Origin of the sequence: Paraburkholderia sp. RL17-347-BIC-D (genome assembly GCF_046027915.1) — a bacterium.
Classification (GTDB): domain Bacteria; phylum Pseudomonadota; class Gammaproteobacteria; order Burkholderiales; family Burkholderiaceae; genus Paraburkholderia.
The window spans coordinates 125281-141307 of record NZ_JARESS010000008.1; the positions used below are offsets into that span (position 1 = coordinate 125281).

General features: G+C 62.0%; 16 protein-coding genes. 8 read left to right on the forward strand and 8 right to left on the reverse strand.

The window, feature by feature from the left end; all coding sequences use genetic code 11:
• The first annotated feature begins 87 nt into the window (after positions 1-87).
• Positions 88-1557: an MEDS domain-containing protein gene (locus P0D96_RS13580; protein WP_408313818.1), complete on the forward strand. Its 1470-nt coding sequence runs from the start codon at positions 88-90 to the stop codon at positions 1555-1557.
• Positions 1558-1625: 68 nt separating this feature from the next.
• On the opposite strand, the gene P0D96_RS13585 is transcribed toward P0D96_RS13580, so the two are convergent.
• The 3 genes from P0D96_RS13585 to P0D96_RS13595 all read right to left on the reverse strand — a co-directional run bounded on the left by P0D96_RS13585 (position 1626) and on the right by P0D96_RS13595 (position 4674).
• Positions 1626-3524, reverse strand: a complete 1899-nt coding sequence (locus P0D96_RS13585) for a sensor domain-containing diguanylate cyclase (RefSeq protein WP_408313820.1) — start codon at positions 3522-3524, stop codon at positions 1626-1628.
• A gap of 155 nt (positions 3525-3679) precedes the next feature.
• Positions 3680-4393 carry a hypothetical protein gene (locus tag P0D96_RS13590; protein ID WP_408313960.1) on the reverse strand — a complete coding sequence of 238 codons (714 nt, stop codon included), beginning with the start codon at positions 4391-4393 and terminating at the stop codon, positions 3680-3682.
• Between the two features lie 38 nt (positions 4394-4431).
• Positions 4432-4674 (reverse strand): hypothetical protein, encoded by a 243-nt coding sequence (locus P0D96_RS13595; protein WP_408313968.1) that lies wholly within the window; start codon positions 4672-4674, stop codon positions 4432-4434.
• Between P0D96_RS13595 and P0D96_RS13600 the strand changes: the two genes are divergently transcribed.
• The 3 genes from P0D96_RS13600 to P0D96_RS13610 all read left to right on the forward strand — a co-directional run bounded on the left by P0D96_RS13600 (position 4673) and on the right by P0D96_RS13610 (position 6515).
• The gene (locus tag P0D96_RS13600) at positions 4673-4792 is read left to right on the forward strand and encodes a LuxR C-terminal-related transcriptional regulator (protein ID WP_408177896.1); all 120 of its coding nucleotides are present in this window, start codon (positions 4673-4675) and stop codon (positions 4790-4792) included. The genes P0D96_RS13595 and P0D96_RS13600 overlap by 2 nt on opposite strands.
• A gap of 250 nt (positions 4793-5042) precedes the next feature.
• Positions 5043-5357: a DUF4148 domain-containing protein gene (locus tag P0D96_RS13605; protein WP_408313821.1), complete on the forward strand. Its 315-nt coding sequence runs from the start codon at positions 5043-5045 to the stop codon at positions 5355-5357.
• A gap of 126 nt (positions 5358-5483) precedes the next feature.
• Positions 5484-6515: an alpha/beta hydrolase gene (locus P0D96_RS13610; RefSeq protein WP_408313822.1), complete on the forward strand. Its 1032-nt coding sequence runs from the start codon at positions 5484-5486 to the stop codon at positions 6513-6515.
• Between the two features lie 118 nt (positions 6516-6633).
• Here the strand turns inward: P0D96_RS13610 and P0D96_RS13615 are convergent, their stop codons facing one another.
• A complete protein-coding gene (locus P0D96_RS13615; protein ID WP_408313823.1) occupies positions 6634-7596 on the reverse strand; it encodes a LysR family transcriptional regulator in 963 nt (320 codons plus the stop codon).
• Between the two features lie 141 nt (positions 7597-7737).
• Between P0D96_RS13615 and P0D96_RS13620 the strand changes: the two genes are divergently transcribed.
• From P0D96_RS13620 to P0D96_RS13630, 3 genes are all read left to right on the forward strand, one after another.
• Positions 7738-9027, forward strand: a complete 1290-nt coding sequence (locus P0D96_RS13620) for an MFS transporter (protein WP_408313825.1) — start codon at positions 7738-7740, stop codon at positions 9025-9027.
• 105 nt (positions 9028-9132) lie between these two features.
• Complete coding sequence (locus P0D96_RS13625; protein ID WP_408313826.1) at positions 9133-10650, forward strand: M81 family metallopeptidase; 1518 nt, start codon at positions 9133-9135, stop codon at positions 10648-10650.
• 17 nt (positions 10651-10667) lie between these two features.
• Entirely contained in the window at positions 10668-11699 is a 1032-nt protein-coding gene (locus P0D96_RS13630) for an alpha/beta hydrolase (RefSeq protein WP_408313827.1), read from the forward strand.
• 30 nt (positions 11700-11729) lie between these two features.
• Here the strand turns inward: P0D96_RS13630 and P0D96_RS13635 are convergent, their stop codons facing one another.
• From P0D96_RS13635 to P0D96_RS13650, 4 genes are all read right to left on the reverse strand, one after another.
• A complete protein-coding gene (locus tag P0D96_RS13635) occupies positions 11730-12212 on the reverse strand; it encodes a low affinity iron permease family protein (RefSeq protein ID WP_408177756.1) in 483 nt (160 codons plus the stop codon).
• Between the two features lie 77 nt (positions 12213-12289).
• A complete protein-coding gene (locus P0D96_RS13640; RefSeq protein WP_408313829.1) occupies positions 12290-13849 on the reverse strand; it encodes a PqiB family protein in 1560 nt (519 codons plus the stop codon).
• Positions 13850-14076: 227 nt separating this feature from the next.
• Positions 14077-14298, reverse strand: a complete 222-nt coding sequence (locus P0D96_RS13645; RefSeq protein WP_408313830.1) for a hypothetical protein — start codon at positions 14296-14298, stop codon at positions 14077-14079.
• 136 nt (positions 14299-14434) lie between these two features.
• On the reverse strand, positions 14435-15097 hold the full coding sequence (locus P0D96_RS13650; protein WP_408313831.1) for a DUF3313 domain-containing protein: 663 nt from the start codon (positions 15095-15097) through the stop codon (positions 14435-14437).
• Between the two features lie 303 nt (positions 15098-15400).
• Between P0D96_RS13650 and P0D96_RS13655 the strand changes: the two genes are divergently transcribed.
• The gene (locus tag P0D96_RS13655; RefSeq protein ID WP_408313962.1) at positions 15401-15997 is read left to right on the forward strand and encodes a TetR/AcrR family transcriptional regulator; all 597 of its coding nucleotides are present in this window, start codon (positions 15401-15403) and stop codon (positions 15995-15997) included.
• Positions 15998-16027 lie beyond the last annotated feature (30 nt).

The following is a 16027-nucleotide window of genomic DNA, read 5'->3' on the forward strand; positions in this document are numbered from 1 at the left end:
TGCCGTGACATTTATATTCGAGCGCGCGGGCCATCGTTAAAACCTAGCGCGACTGTGGTTCTTGACCCACGCACTTTCAGGGAAACGATGACCACCGGAACGCGCAAAAGCGGTTTTCCCGCGCTTGGAGCCCTCTCTTGGGGCTCACATCTGTGTCACTTCTACGAATCGCGGAGCGAATTGCTCAGCGTCACCGCGGACTTCCTCCATGCCGGACTCGCCAATCGCGAAGCGGGCGTGTGGGTCGCGCCCGCGTTGCTGGGACCCGACAAAGCCCGTTATATGCTCACGCGAACCGCGCCTGCACTCGCTGAATATATCGACGCGGGCCAATTGCAGATTCTCGACGGCGCACAGATCTACTCCTCGCCTAAAACGGGCTTCAACGGCGGCGCTACCGTGGGCTTGTGGTCGAAGGCGATCAACGACGCGCTGGGGCGAGGCTTCGAAGGACTGCGAGTGGCCGGCGACGCCGTCTGCAACGAAACCACCGACTGGGTCGCGCTGCTCGACTACGAAGCCTCGCTGAAGGAGAAGCTTGCCGCGCGGCCGATCATCGGTTTGTGCACGTACTGCGTGCAAAAGCTTCGCACTGCGCAGATGCGGGAAATCGAACGCCTGCACGATGCGAAGATCGAGCCGCCGCGTGTCGGGACCTCCGGGCATGCGCGTGCGCAGGCTGGTCGGCCGAGTGTGCAGCGTTCGGAGAACGTAGTCACCCTTGGCGAGCGTAGCGATGAAACGAAAGAAGCATCGATCGGCGCAACGATAGGCCACGAAATCCGCAACGCGATCACGCCACTTGGCCTGCTCGCGCGTCTGTTGGACGCCCAGTACGGCCATGACGAACAGTTGACGCGGTACGCGCTTCTGCTCTCCCGGCAAGCAAGCCTGCTTGGGCAGTTGGCCCAGCAATTGATGGCGCCCGATGATGCGGAGTTCGCCGGTTCGCTTGAACCGGCGTCGGGCGCTTTAGCATGTTCGTCGCGCGAGAGAACGGTCGTGCATCCCGCGCCGGTCGACGTCGGTGATCTGCTCGCGCATTGTGTTCAGGTAGCAGAAGCGGGCGCACCGGATCACGCGCCCATTCGACTGACGGCGAGCGACGCGCCGTTGCGGGTGCAAGGCGACTTCGGCAAGCTGACCCAGGTGTTCGTCAATCTGCTGGTCAATGCGCTCAAATATTCGGCGGCTGCGGATGCGATCAAGGTGACGGCGTCCCGCGCCGGGCGTTACTGTTATATCAGCGTGAGCGACGAAGGCATCGGCATCGCGCCGGGCGAGCTTGCGACCATCTTCAAGCCTTACGAGCGCGGACTTGCGGGCTGCGCATTGGGTGCCAAGGGTCATGGACTCGGGTTGGCGGTGGTTCGCGATATCGTCGCGAGCCATGGCGGTACCGTCGAGGCGTTTTCCGGGGGACTCGGCCGTGGCTCGGAATTCGTGGTGCGCTTGCCGCTGGCAAGCATGGTCACGCCAGTCAATTCGATCGCGCCCGAAGCACAAGAGTGCGAAGCGGTTTGCGTTGCACCCGTGACGCAAGGCATTGCCGCATAGCAATCACGCGCTATCTCAACGTCGAACGCCTGCCTGATCCGCACGCAATTGATGAACGCGTCGCGTCGTCAGGCCACACACGTGCGGTTGCGGCCGAGCCGCTTCGCCGAATACAGCGCCATGTCCGCTGCAGCGACCACAGTGCTGCCATCGCCGCACTTGTCACTGCGCTGCGCGCAGACGCCGAGGCTGATCGTGACGACGCCCGAGACGCTCGGCGGATGGGGAAGCCGTAGCTTTTCCACGTCCTCGCGAATTTGCTCCGCCACGGCGAGTGCCCGATCCGGTTCGGCGTGCGCCAGAATCAAGGCGAATTCCTCGCCGCCATAGCGCGCGACCAGGTCGGTGTACTTTGCTGAAGATGCCGCTATCGAGCGGGCGATGGTGCGCAAGCATTCATCGCCTGTCTGATGACCGAAGTGATCGTTGTAGCTCTTGTAGTTGTCGACGTCGATCATCACGACAGCCAGATAAGTCTCCGTATGCGAACCCTGCTGGCAGCGTTGCTTGAGTTCGCGATCGAAGTAGCGGCGATTGAATAGTCCCGTAAGACTGTCGCGGAACGCGAGGCCTTCCAGTTCGCGGCGCTCATCGGCGTGGCGCTGTTCGATGGCTTTTTGTTCCGTTACGTCGCGCGCCATCGCGGTGAGGCCGTTCAATGTGCCGGACAACGGATCGATCACCGGACGCACGTGAGTTTCTATCCAGCGCAAGCCGCCGTCGCGCGGGAAACGGCTGATCTGCGAGGCTTCGCCTCGGCCGGTCGCGACCTGCTCGATCATCGCCGCCAAGGTATTGCGGTCGGCGGCATCGACCAGATCCGCGTAATGCACGCCGATCAGCTGTTCAGGCGCGCGACCCCACGCCTCGAACGCACGCGGTGACACGTAGGTCAGCTTGCCGTCGAGTTGCATGCTCATCACGACATCCGTGGCGTTTTCCGCCAGCGTGCGGAAGCGTTTTTCGCCGTCACGCAGGAGCCCGATCATGCGATTGCGCTGCATCTGGATCGCGCTGATCGGCAGCGCCACGCCGAGGGCGGCGACGAAAAACAGCTGCAAAGCGAAAACGCGATGCTGCATGCTCTCGAACGGATAAGCCCAGAGCGGCCCCGAACCGTGCGCCGTGAACCAGAGCGCGATCGCGAGACACAGGAGTAAGCCAAGCAGAACGCCCGCAATTTCGGCCTGAAACGCGAGCAGCACAATGGGCGGAAGTACCCAGTACAACAATGGTGCGCTGATCTGCAAACCGAATATGCAACTCGTCACGACGCCCACCAACGCCACCAGTGCGCAGGTCTTGAAGCGATTGCCGCTACGTAGAACCCGGGCAAGCTCGCCGCTCCAGAACACCATCGCGACCGGCGTGATGATGATGAGGCTCAAACCATCCGAGATGAACCAGGGCGCCAGCGTGGGCAAAAGTAAATGGCCGATTCTGCCCTCGAGCAAAAGCGTGGCCCACATACCTGACGCGACCGACGCAAGCAGCACGCCGCCGAAGAGAAATTTGAGGAGCGCTTTGGGCCGGATAAACTCGGCCACCGTCGTCACGCGTGGAGCAAACGCAAATGCGATCACGACCTGAAGCATATCTGCCGACGTGAACGAGACCGACGTGTGCAGGCTGCGTCCTATCAGCAGATTGGCGGTGAAGTCGCCTAGCGTGCCGCCGCACAAGACCCAGCGCCGCTGTTCCCGCCGGGCGACGATCATCTGAGCGAGCAGCACGGCATTGCTCAGCCAAATCGGCGCAATCTGCCCGGTCATGGCCCGCAGGCCCCGGCTTGCAAGGAACGCCAGTGCGGTCACCACCAGCGCGGCGAGCAAGGCCGTGCCCTTTTGCCAATACGTCGGCGAGGACAACGGTTCGACGATGAGCGCTTGAGGCAGTGATGTCCGCGCTTCGGACCCATCGGTTACGGCAATGTCGGGCGTCCGTGTCCCGGTTCGCGGGCGTGTCATAACCATTCTCGTTGTGCAACGACTGTCGCGGGCCGTCAACCGCGGGCAGCATATCGAACTGCCGCTATGTTAACGGCCGCCTTGAGGCCAATCTTGAGGCCGTTGCCTGTGGGAGGCAAGGCTAAGTTACACCAACCCGCCGCAAACGCCGACGATCATTCAACCCGACGCCAACGACCGGACTCCGGGCACACGCTGGCCGGTTCACCATTCACGCAGACCTGTTCTTCGTCCGCTTGCAACGGCGTCGAGGGGGCGATGTCGAAGACCACGTTAAGCGCGCGCGCAACGTGAACATCTTCGATCGGAAGCTCCCAAGTCAGGAATATTTGCGTGCAATCCTGATCCGGCGCGAAGTCGGCCGCATTAAAGCCGCTGCTGCCGCGCCGGATCACACCATGCGGCTGGCCGGTGTCGAATATCAACGCCGTTCCGCGAGTCAGAGGAATGCGATGACCTGTACCGGGGAAATGCACATCTAGCCCCTTGTCCTCGCTGAGGAACAGATTGCAAAAAGCCGCACCGCCGTATTGCGCGCCGTCATGGTGATACCTTGCGCCGCGGCAGGCCATGAGGGCTATGTCACTGGCCGCAAGCACTGCGGGCAGGCCGATCGCGCTCGTCCACTCGGATATTGCCCGCACGCAGCGTGGGTAGTCCGGCCAGCGCACCTGCGTTCGCGCCAACGGCATGACCTCGACGTCACCGGGTTCGAGGACCATGCGCGACGACGTCTCCCTGTCCCAATCCGCGAGCACTCGAGCCGGGGGCGCAGGCACATCGAGCGTGCCTGACAGCACGATGTCACTCACGTTTCGACTGCGAATGGCGTCGCCACTCCAGAAATAGGAAGTCAGTACGTCTCGCATCGATGCTGTGGATGAGGGCTCATCTGCAGCATTGTAAGTTACCGTCCCGCTTTGAGCTGTGTCCACACCCTGTTTTGCAGGCGAAGGATTTCGGTCGGCAAAGGCAATGACGGAGTGAGCGATTGCATCTTCTCACCGCGAGGATAGACCGCTTCATCGTCGAGGATGGCCGGCTTCATATAAGCACGCGCGGCGGCATTAGCGTTCGGGTAACAACAAACCTGATTGGTGATCGCCGCGCCGACGCTGTCGGTGTCGATAGGCAGTGAGCGGCGCAACATGGCCAGGCAACTGGATGTGTCACCCGCCACTGCCAAGGTTCACCGGCGCAATCTCTACTGGAAACTGACTATTTCCTCCCCGGCAACACTCTTTCTGCTCATCATGGGCGAAGAGTGAGAGGCAAGTTGAACCGGCCCGATTCGGCTCGGCAATCTCAAGAAGGCGAGCGACTTTGCGTCGCCCTGCTTCTTTGTATCGCAATGTATCTGCGCCGTGGCAGGGTACATAACGTTTCACCAACGGGCATCGCCGACATAAGCCAGATACGTCCACGGAGTCTAATGGTTCCAAGCCAGCCGAACTGGCCTTGCTAACCGAAAACGCAAACGGGCGTTTGCGTGGAAGACATTTTCTCGAGGTGAAAGTCATGAAAGTCATTCAATCGCTTATCGTCGCTGCTGCTGTCGCTCTGCCGGCCCTGTCGTTCGCGCAATCGAATCAGCCGCTTACGCGGGCCGAGGTCCGCGCGGAACTCGCCCAGTTGGAGAAGGCCGATTACAACCCCGCGAGCGATGAAACGCAGTATCCCAGGAATATCCAGGCTGCCGAAGCTCGCGTGAGCGCACAAAATGGACTGTCGGCATCGTCATACGGCCCGGCGACGGCTGGCACCTCGGCATCGGGCTCGCGTGCGTCGGACACTGACGTGATCGGTCTCGGCGCGATTTACGCCAAGCCATAACGGAAGGTCAGCTTCGATGACGCGGGTTCTTGCCAGCCACGCCTCGCGATGTTTTGACTCTGCATACGGTGCGTCCTGCGGGCGCACCGTTCAACTCAGCGCTGTCGTACATAAGGAGAATTAGCCATGTCTGACCAGATCAACACCCGGCGCCGTCGTCTGCTCGGAACGACGGTTGCGGGCCTGAGCCTGATGGAACTGGGACTGAGCGGGCTTGCCAACGCGCAATCCAACAGCACGAAGGCGGGATCTAGCGTCGCCTCGTTCGATAACCTGAAACAGATCAATGCCGGCACGCTCAGCATTGGATACGCCGAAGCGGGTCCGCAGAACGGACCGGTTGTGATCCTGCTGCACGGCTGGCCGTACGATATCTATGCCTTTGCCGAAGTCATGCCGTTGCTCGCGGCGGCCGGCTACCGGGTCATCGCGCCGTATCTGCGCGGCTATGGCACGACGCGCTTCCTGTCCGCTGATACGCCGCGCAACGGGCAACAGGCTGTGGTGGCCGTCGACATCATTGCGTTGATGGACGCATTGAAGATCGACAAGGCGATTTTCGGCGGCTTCGACTGGGGTGCGCGTACGGTGAATATCATCGCCGCGCTGTGGCCGGAACGATGCAAGGCGATGGTGTCGGTGAGCGGCTATCTGATCGGCAGCCAGGAGGCGAACCGCACGCCGTTGCCGCCGAAGGCGGAGCTGGCCTGGTGGTATCAGTTCTACTTCGCGACGGAGCGCGGCTATGCAGGCTACGACGCGAACCGCCACGACTTCAACAAGCTGATCTGGCACACCGCATCGCCGAAATGGAATTTCGACGATGCGACGTACGAGCGTTCGGCGCAGTCGTTCAATAACCCGGATCATGTTGCGGTGGTGATTCACAACTATCGCTGGCGTCTGGGGCTGGTCAAGGGCGAGGCGCAGTACGACGATCTGGAGAAGCGTCTGGCAGCGGCGCCGACGATTTCGGTACCGACCATCACGATGGAAGGCGACGCGAACGGCGCGCCGCATCCCGAACCGGCGGCGTACGCGAAGAAGTTCACCGGCAAGTACGCGCACAGGAATATCGGCGGCGGTGTCGGACATAACCTGCCGCAGGAAGCGCCGAAAGCGTTTGCCGATGCCGTGATCGACGTCGCACGTTTCTAGCATTACTTGCGCGTTCACGAAGACGGGCCGCAACGACAGACAAGATCGCTGCGGCCCGTTTGCATATCGCGCATATCGCGCGGCCGACTCTTCGGCCACTAGCGCACGCCATGTACCGCTAACCGTTCCGCCGCCCACTAGCCTTTCGCCGTGGGCTTTCTTTCGCTTTGGGCGTAGAGAACATCGGCATGCGTTCCTGAATCCACTTGAGCAGTTCGAGCGGCCCCGCTGTAAGCGGTCGGCCGGTTTTGACCAGCACTCTGGCCTGCGCACTTTCAAACAAGGGATGCGCGATCGGGACGGTGGTCAGTTCGCCGCTGGCGAGCTCACGGTATGCAGCGAACTCGCCGATGAGCGTCACAAAGTTTTCCGCCGTCACGAAACGCTTCAACGCGCTCAGCGAGTTCGTCGTCAACGTCGGGCGGATCACCACGTTCTCCGCCAACTCCAACATCGAAACGACATGGCCGATGCCGAACGTGGAAGGCATCAGCGCGAGCGGGTAGGCGCGCAGATCATCGACACCCGCCGGCCCTTTCCGTTTGACGAGCGGATGGTCTTTTCTCAGGAGCAGCACGACGGGCTGATGCGAACTGGCTCGATATTCGATACGCGGATGGGGCGGCGGATTGTATGCCAGCCCGATATGTGCCCGGCTTTCCGCCACGTCGTCCAGCAGTGCGTCTACCGCCTGCGTCGTCATGCTGATGTCCAGGTGCGGATAGCGCGTGCAAAACGGCGCCAGCACGTCGTCGACGAGCGTGTCGACGAAACCTTCGCTGATGGACAACTGGATGCGTCCCTTCTGAAGCCCCCGCAACGCGTGCAACTGGTCCTCGAGTTTTTCCTGCTGCGACCGGTAGCCCTGCCAGAACTCGAGCAGATGCGCCGCGGCTTCCGTCGGCCTGACCCCGCGCGCCTGGCGTTCGAACAGCACGGTGCCCAACTCGTCTTCGAGCAACTTGATCTGCCGCGTGATGACCGACGGCGACGTATTGATGTGGTCGGCGGCGCCGCGGATGGTGCCGTGGGTCAGCACTTCGTGGAAATACCGAAGACGCTGCTGGTTGATTTCTCGCATTTGATCGCTCCGGCGCCCAATTGTCGTTGTCTACAGAGCAACGATATGTGAACTTAGTTGCTCTTGCTAGTGGGGTTTTGCCCTGCCACCATCAACTTAACCCGCACGACGGGCCCACGGACGCAAAACCGGGAGACACGCATGTCAGCAATCCATCCATCGGCCGCCGGCGATCCTGCCTCAGCGCTGTACAGCAAGCTCAACTGGCGGCTTCTGCCGTTTCTCGTGACCTGCTACATGTTTGCGTATCTGGACCGGGTCAATGTCGGCTTTGCCAAGCTGCAGATGCAGACCGACCTGGGTTTTTCGGACGCTGCATACGGAGTGGGCGCGGGCATCTTCTTCATCGGCTACGTGCTGTTCGAATTGCCGAGCAATCTCATGCTGCCGAGAGTCGGCGCGCGGCGCACGTTCAGCCGCATTCTCGTGCTGTGGGGCATCACGTCGGCCTGCATGCTGTTCGTGCGCAGCGTGCCGGCCTTTTATGCCATGCGATTTCTCCTCGGCGTGTTCGAGGCGGGTTTCGCGCCGGGCATGATCTATTACCTGTCGTGCTGGTACGGGCCCGCGCGGATGGCACGCGCCATTGCGCTCGTGTTCGTCGCCGGGCCGCTTGGCGGGATTGTCGGCGGGCCTGTATCGGCGTGGCTCATGACGAGTCTGTCCGGCGTCGGCGGCCTGGCCGGCTGGCAGTGGATGTTTCTCGTGGAGGGCCTGCCTTGCATCGCACTCGGCCTCCTGACGCTGCGCGTGTTGTCCGACCGGCCCGAGCAGGCGCGCTGGCTGAACGATGAGGAAAAGTTGCTGCTGGGACGCGAAACCGCGCCGACCGAGCATCGCGCTGACTCGTTCAAGGCCGTGCTGAAGAGCCCGAGAGTCTATGTGCTCGCGCTCGCTTACTTCAGCATCATCTTTCCGATCTATGCGATCAGCTTCTGGTTGCCGACGCTGCTCAAAGATCAGGGCGTGAGCGACACGATCCGCCTCGGCTGGTACACCGCGATTCCCTATGTCGCGGCCGCCGTCTGCATGTACCTCGCGGGCCGCAGTTCGGACCGGGTAGGCGAGCGCCGCTTCCACTGCGCGATTCCGGCGCTTGGCGCGGCGCTGTGCCTCGTCGCGGCCGTCTTTGCCGACGGGAGTGTGATGCTCACACTCGTTGCATTGACGCTGGGAACGGCTTGCCTCTGGATGGCCTATACGGTTTTTTGGGCCATTCCGTCCCAACTGGTCGAGGGAACGGCGGCGGCGGGCGGCATCGCGCTAATCAATACCGTAGGACTGTCCGGCGGATTCTGGGGTCCCGCTGTAGTCGGTTGGGCCAAAGCATCGACGGGCAGCGTGCATACCGGGCTCTTCGTCATGGCTGGCGCCGCTGCGTTGGCCGCGATTCTGATATTGACGGGCAAGCTGACGCTCAAGCAGGACTGAGGACTGTCGAGTCTACTTTCCGAAGTCCTTGTCGAAATCAAAAAGATAGGCATCCATATCATCTCGCCGATGGTTCGCGAGATCGTTTGAGAAAAGGTGAAACACATGAAAATCCTGATCGCCGGTTTCCAGCATGAAACCAATACTTTTGCGCCCACCAAGGCGTCTTATTCGAGCTTCGTTCAGGGCGAGGGCTTTCCGCCCATGGTCCGCGGCAACGACGTGTTCGGGCTTCGCGACGTCAATGTGCCGATTGGCGGATTCATCAAGGTCATGGAAGCGAATGGGCACGAACTGAAGCCGGTAATCTGGGCGGGCGCCAGCGCATCGGCACACGTCACGACGGATGCATTCGAGCGGATCGGCGGCGAGATCATCGCTGCTGTCGAGGCAGGCGGCTTCGACGCGATCTATCTCGACCTGCACGGTGCGATGGTGACCGAGCAACACGACGACGGCGAGGGCGAACTTCTCGAACGTGTGCGGCGGATCGTCGGCGATCGGATGCCGGTGGTCGTTTCGCTGGATCTGCATGCCAACGTGACCGCTCGCATGTTCGAACACGCGAGTGCGCTCGTGGCGTATCGAACCTATCCGCATGTGGACATGGCTGAAACCGGCGAGCGTGCCGCGCGGCTTCTCGAAGATCTGATACGGGAGGGGCGCCCGTTGCATCGGGCGGTGCGTCGCGTGCCGTTCCTGATTCCCGTGAATGGCATGTGCACGCTGGTCGAGCCCGCACGCGGGATGTACCGGTTGCTGGAGGATCTCGAAGAGCGGCCTGTCGTGACCGTGTCGTTTGCGCCGGGCTTTCCGGCGGCCGATTTTCCCGAGTGCGGCCCGACGATCTGGGTTTATGCATTCGACGAAGCTGCGGCACAACATGCAGCGGACGCACTGTTCGCGAAGATCGCCGGCGATGAAGCGCGTTGGGATGTGCCCTTCCTGACGCCCGACGAAGCGGCGCTCGAAGCAATCCGGGTGAGCAGGACGGCGGCCAAACCGGTCATCATCGCGGACACGCAGGACAACCCGGGCGTGGGCGGCGATTCGAACACGATGGGGATGGTGCGCGCGTTGTTGCGCAATGGCGCTACCGACGCGGCGGTGGGCGTGATCTGGGATGCCCAGGCGGCGGCAGCGGCGCATCGCGCGGGTGTGGGCGCGCGCATTTCACTCGCGCTGGGCGGCCGTTCCGGTGTGCAGGGCGATGCGCCGCTGGAAGGCGTGTTCGAAGTCGAGCACGTGTCGGACGGACGCTTCCGTTTCGATGGCCCGATGCTCAACGGCATGCAAGGCGAGTTGGGGCCGGTCGCCTGTTTGCGGATCGAAGGCGTCAGGATTGCGGTGAGCTCCGTCAAGATGCAGGTGTTCGATCGCAACCTGTTCCGCGTGGCGGGCATCGAACCCGAGCAGATGAAGATTCTGGTGAACAAGAGTTCGGTGCATTTTCGCGCGGATTTCGAGGCTATTGCCGAGGCGATTCTCGTCGCGAAAGCGCCGGGACCGATGGCTGCCGATCCGGTCGACCTTCCGTGGACGCGTCTCGATCCGGCAATCCGTTTGCGGCCGTTGGGGCCGTCTTTCAGTGAGAGCGATCCGGCACGGCTCGCGAGCGCTTAACTTTTAAGGGAGTCACCATGTCTGACCAGATCAATATTCGGCGCCGTCGCCTGCTCGGAACGACGGTGGCGGGCCTCAGCCTGATGGAACTGGGACTGAGCGGGCTTGCCAACGCGCAATCCAATAGCACGAAGGCGGGATCTAGCGTCGCCTCGTTCGACAACCTGAAGCAGATCAATGCGGGCGCGCTCAGCATCGGCTACGCCGAAGCGGGTCCGCAAAACGGACCGGTTGTGATCCTGCTGCACGGCTGGCCGTACGATATCTATGCCTTTGCCGAAGTCATGCCGTTGCTCGCGGCATCCGGCTACCGGGTCATCGCGCCGTATCTGCGCGGCTATGGCACGACGCGCTTCCTGTCCGCGGACACGCCGCGCAACGGCCAGCAGGCTGTGGTGGCCGTCGACATCATTGCGTTGATGGACGCATTGAAGATCGACAAGGCGATTTTCGGCGGCTTCGACTGGGGTGCGCGTACGGTGAATATCATCGCAGCGCTTTGGCCGGAACGATGCAAGGCGATGGTGTCGGTGAGCGGCTATCTGATCGGCAGCCAGGAGGCGAACCGCACGCCGTTGCCGCCGAAGGCGGAACTGGCCTGGTGGTATCAGTTCTACTTCGCGACGGAGCGCGGCTATGCGGGTTATGACGCGAACCGCCACGACTTCAACAAGCTGATCTGGCACACCGCATCGCCGAAATGGAATTTCGACGATGCGACGTACGAGCGTTCGGCGCAGTCGTTCAATAACCCGGATCATGTTGCGGTGGTGATTCACAACTATCGCTGGCGTCTGGGGCTGGTCAAGGGCGAGGCGCAGTACGACGATCTGGAGAAGCGTCTGGCAGCGGCGCCGACGATTTCGGTACCGACCATCACGATGGAAGGCGACGCGAACGGCGCGCCGCATCCTGAACCGGCGGCGTACGCGAAGAAGTTCACCGGCAAGTACGCGCACCGGAATATCGGCGGCGGTGTCGGACATAACCTGCCGCAGGAAGCGCCGAAAGCGTTTGCCGATGCCGTGATCGACGTCGCACGTTTCTAGCAATACTTGCGAACGCATTGGCTAGTCGCGTTACACCGCCGCTCCCGTTTTGCCATCGCGACCCTTACCGCTGCGCCGGTCTTCGTCACCGTCATCGCGATTGTCGACGAAGGGCGAATCGGTGTCGCTGCCGCCGGCGCGCAGCGCAGTGCGCGCTTCTTCAGCCAGCTTTTCGTAGTGTTTGCGGAAGCGGGTCAAGTCCTTTTCCTCGAGCTCTTCAAGATCGAGCAGCGCGTTGTGAGCCCCTTCCAGTGCGCGGATCAACTCGTCGAGCTTGATCTGCATCGCGGCCGTATCGCGGTTCTGGGTGTTCTGGATCAGGAAGACCATCAGGAACGTGACAATCGTGGTCGACGTGTTGATCACGAGTTGCCACGTATCGCTGTAGTGAAAGAGCGGGCCGGTGAGGGCCCAGACGATCACCATGACGACGGCCAGAACAAAGGTGACCGGCCTGCCGGTCATCGTGGAAAGGAAGCTTGAGAACTTCGAAAACCATTTGCCGCTCATCATGATCTCCGCGAGTCGGGTCGACGTAAGGCATCATCGCACAGACGCCGCCTCGGCCCATGAGCAAGCGTCGAAGCACCTCAGTGGTCCGCCGATTTACCCCACACAATCGATTCAGGATGCTGTTCCAGATAGTCCGACAGCGCCTTCAGCGCGGCAAGGGTGCGGCGCAACTCGGTCAACGCCTGGCGAATATCGGTGTGCATCGGCGAGTCCTGCTGCAGCGTGGCGTTTGCGGCATTGAACGAGCGCTCGGCAGCCGCCAACGTCGTGTGCGCCTGCGGCACCAGTTCCGTGTCGATTCGCTGGAACAGGGAATTGGCGTTCACGAGCGCCTGGTTCAGATTGAAGCCGATCTCGTCGAAGGGGACGTGGTCGAGCCTCTTCACGATGTTGGCGAGTTGGTCCTGAAGTTCCTCGACGGTATTGGGCACGGTCGGCAGTTCGACCGGCATGCGACGTGTGTCGATGCTGACAGCGGGTACGTTCGGGAAGAAGTCCAGCGCCACATAGCGCTGGCCGGTCAGCACGCTGCCCATACGCAACTGCCCGCGCAAGCCCTGGGCGACCAGTTGATGCAGAAGCGCTTTGGCCGCCGCGCCGGAGCCTTCTCCGAGTGCCTCCCTGTAGCGTCGTCCGAGACGATAGGGGTAGAGGTTGAGCGTCACCACCATGTCGAAGCGATTGCGCGCCGGCGTGAAGTCAAGATCGATGGCGGTCACTTCGCCCAGTTCGACACCGTCGAAGTCGACCGGCGCGCCGACTGAGAGCCCGCGCACGCTCCCGTTGAACCTCATGCGCGCCGACGCGGCGGGTCCGTCGTCGGCACGACGCATCGCCTCGGTTCTGTTCGCGGCTAGAGCGAACGCGGCGCCGTCGGCGGCGCGAGGTTCGGGCGTCTGTGATCCGGGCAGATCGAATACGACGCCTCCGGAGAGCAACGTGGCAACGGATTGGGTGTCCAGCGTCAAGCCGCTCGAATCGAATCGCAGGTCGATGCCGCTTGCGTGCCACCATCGCGTGCCTGATGTGACATAGCGGTCGTAAGGCGCTTTCACGAATACATCGACATCGACGGCGGAGCCACCGCGAGCCAACGCATAGTTGAGGACTTGCCCCACCTGCACGCGCCGGAAATAGACTGGCGAGCCCACATTGAGCGATTCGAGGGAAGAAGCGTGCAGAACGAACCGCCCGCCGTTCTGCTCGCTGGTCACGGACGGCGGCGTTTCGAGGCCGGCAAACTGCTGGCATGTCGTGGACGCGCGCCCAACATCCACAGCGATGTAGGGACCGGAGATGAACGTCGTCAGCCCGGAGATACCGGCGGTGCCGACGCGCGGACGAACCACCCAGAAGCGCGTGCCGCACAGTGCAAACCGTTCGGCGGACGTGTCGAGCTCCATGACGGCGAGCACGCGTGAGCGGTCGTGCGAGAGCCGCAGTTCCGTCAATCTGCCTATTTCGACGTCCTTATAGCGCACGCGGGTTTTGCCGGCTTCGAGTCCTTCGGCTGTGGCGAAGCTGACGGTGACTTCGGACCCCGATCGTTCGAGCCAGAGCGCGAGAAGCGCGAGACAGATCAATGCGGCGGCAAGCGGCGCGAGCCAGATGACGGCGAGTCGTGGGCGAAGACGCATTTACAGCTTTCCGCGGACGACGTCGCCCATGTCTTTCGCCAACCGGCAAAGATAGCGCAGCGTTCGCTTGATGCTGTGCCTGATGCCTGCGCGGATCGACCTGGCTCGCGTGCCGCTGCCCGAGTTCGATGCTTGCGGGCCGGAAGCCTCGCGCTGGTCTCGCGTACGCGGACTACGTGGATGCCGCGAGCGCACGGTGTCTGAACCTTCTGGAGAGACCTGCCGGGTTAGCGAGGAGCAGCGTGAACATCCGGATAGAAACTCATGGCCAGTGTGATGTAGACGAGCGCGGCGAAGACGCCGGCCAGGGTGCCGAACGCATCTCTCGCGGCCGGGCCACGTGTGAATTGAACCGGAATCCCCACCAGCAGATACGCCACAAAGAACACGAGGGCGACCATCAAAGGCGGAGGGGCCAGTGAGACGACCATGTCAGCGAATGCGTGCATACGCGTACCTCGGAATAGTCCGGAACAGCGGCCTTGTCGTTGCGTCGGCTTGCCGCGGCCGATGCACCGTGGTGCTTGCGCGCCGCGGGTCAACTACGCGCAGCGCGCAAAACGATGGACAGCGAAAGCGGACTGGTCAATGAAGCTGCGCCACCAGCGCATCCGCACCCTTGTCGAGTCCCGTCTTCGCAGCGCCCAGGGAACCGAAAGCGGCCGGCAGATTCATGGCGTTCGGATATTGCTTCGACACGTAGGCCTTCAGCAGTTGGCCGCTCGCGCCGTCATAGACTTCCACGGCGTAGGACACCGAGCCGCTGAATGCCCCCTGACCGCCGCGGATCGACTGCACGCCGTTGTAGAGATTGCCCGCAAGGTCGAAATGCATGAACTGCCCGACCAGCAACGTCGTGCTTTCGGCACCGGTCAAGGTCAGCTTGATCCGCAAGGTGTTGGGGCCGGGCTGCGTGGCCACGTCGAACCGTTTCGCCAGTTTTTCCGAGAACGTCTTTTGCATATAGTCGGCAAGCGCGGCCCTGTCGGCGGCCTTTAATTCGCCGAACTGATTGTCACTGCCCTGATAGACGGCCACGGGGTCCAGCACCACCTGCGTGTAGCGCGCCCAGACCACGGTCGCCGCGTACTTGTAGGGCACTTTGCCCGCATCGTCGTCGCGGTTCTGCTTCAACTGCGGCGAGGACGCGATGCCCGTGTACGCGACGGGTTGCACACCCGCGCAGGCCGCGAGGGCCAGTACCGCTGTGCCGGCGAAAAGAAGCGGGACGAGTTTGTTCGTGAACATTGCATGTTCCTTGATGGGCAATTTGAGTGCCGGTGAATGCCGGGCGGCGTGCAGTTCAGGCGAGAACCGATGAGGCCGAACAGTAGCACCGTCTTTATTGAATGTAAACCGTCTATCCGGTTTGTTTTTTGGGTGGCTTGAGCGGTACAATTCCAACCCTCAGAGCGAGCGCTGCTTGTGCCGACGGATGGCGCGACTGCTCGCCGACACTGATTCACCGCGCCGAATCACTTGCCCAATACCATCACGACGCGGCAGCACCGGGCCGGCACGGCCAGCGTGGCGACGTCATCACTATCGACAATGGATAACCAGACCCGTTCGGAGATTTCCCGCAAGAAGGCAATCGATGCCGCTCTTACCATCCTGACCCGCGAAGGCGTCGGTGGACTGACGTTCGATTCGTTGTCGCGTGAAAGCGGCATCAGCAAGGGTGGACTGCTGCATCAGTTTCGCACCAAGCAGGGGGTACTGTGCGCGTTGCTGGAGCATCAGAAGCAGCAGTTCGAGCAGATCGCGCGCGACTATATGGCGAAAGAGGGCGCGTCCAAAGCGGAGCCCAACCTCGCGGCGCAGATTGCGATTTATCGGGAGTCCATCAATCAGCCGAATTCCGTGGCACGAGCCGTTCTCGCCGCGCTGGTCGAGAACCCCAACTTGCTCGACGAAATGAAGACGTCCGACGCCGAGAAAATGAAGGCCTTGCAGGACGAAGCGGCCGACCTCGATCTGTCGCTGTTGCGCTACTTCGCCGCCAGCGGTCTCGCGTTTCACTCTCTGCTGGGACTGTCGCCGCTGGACGATTCGGCCCGCAACCGGCTGTTCGATCGTCTTCTCGATGAAGCGAGCTGGCAAGGTCAGCACTCGCAGACAAAACGTCGCAAACGGTCCGCGGGCTGAGCCGCGCGGCGCGTCAATCTGCTCTGCGAG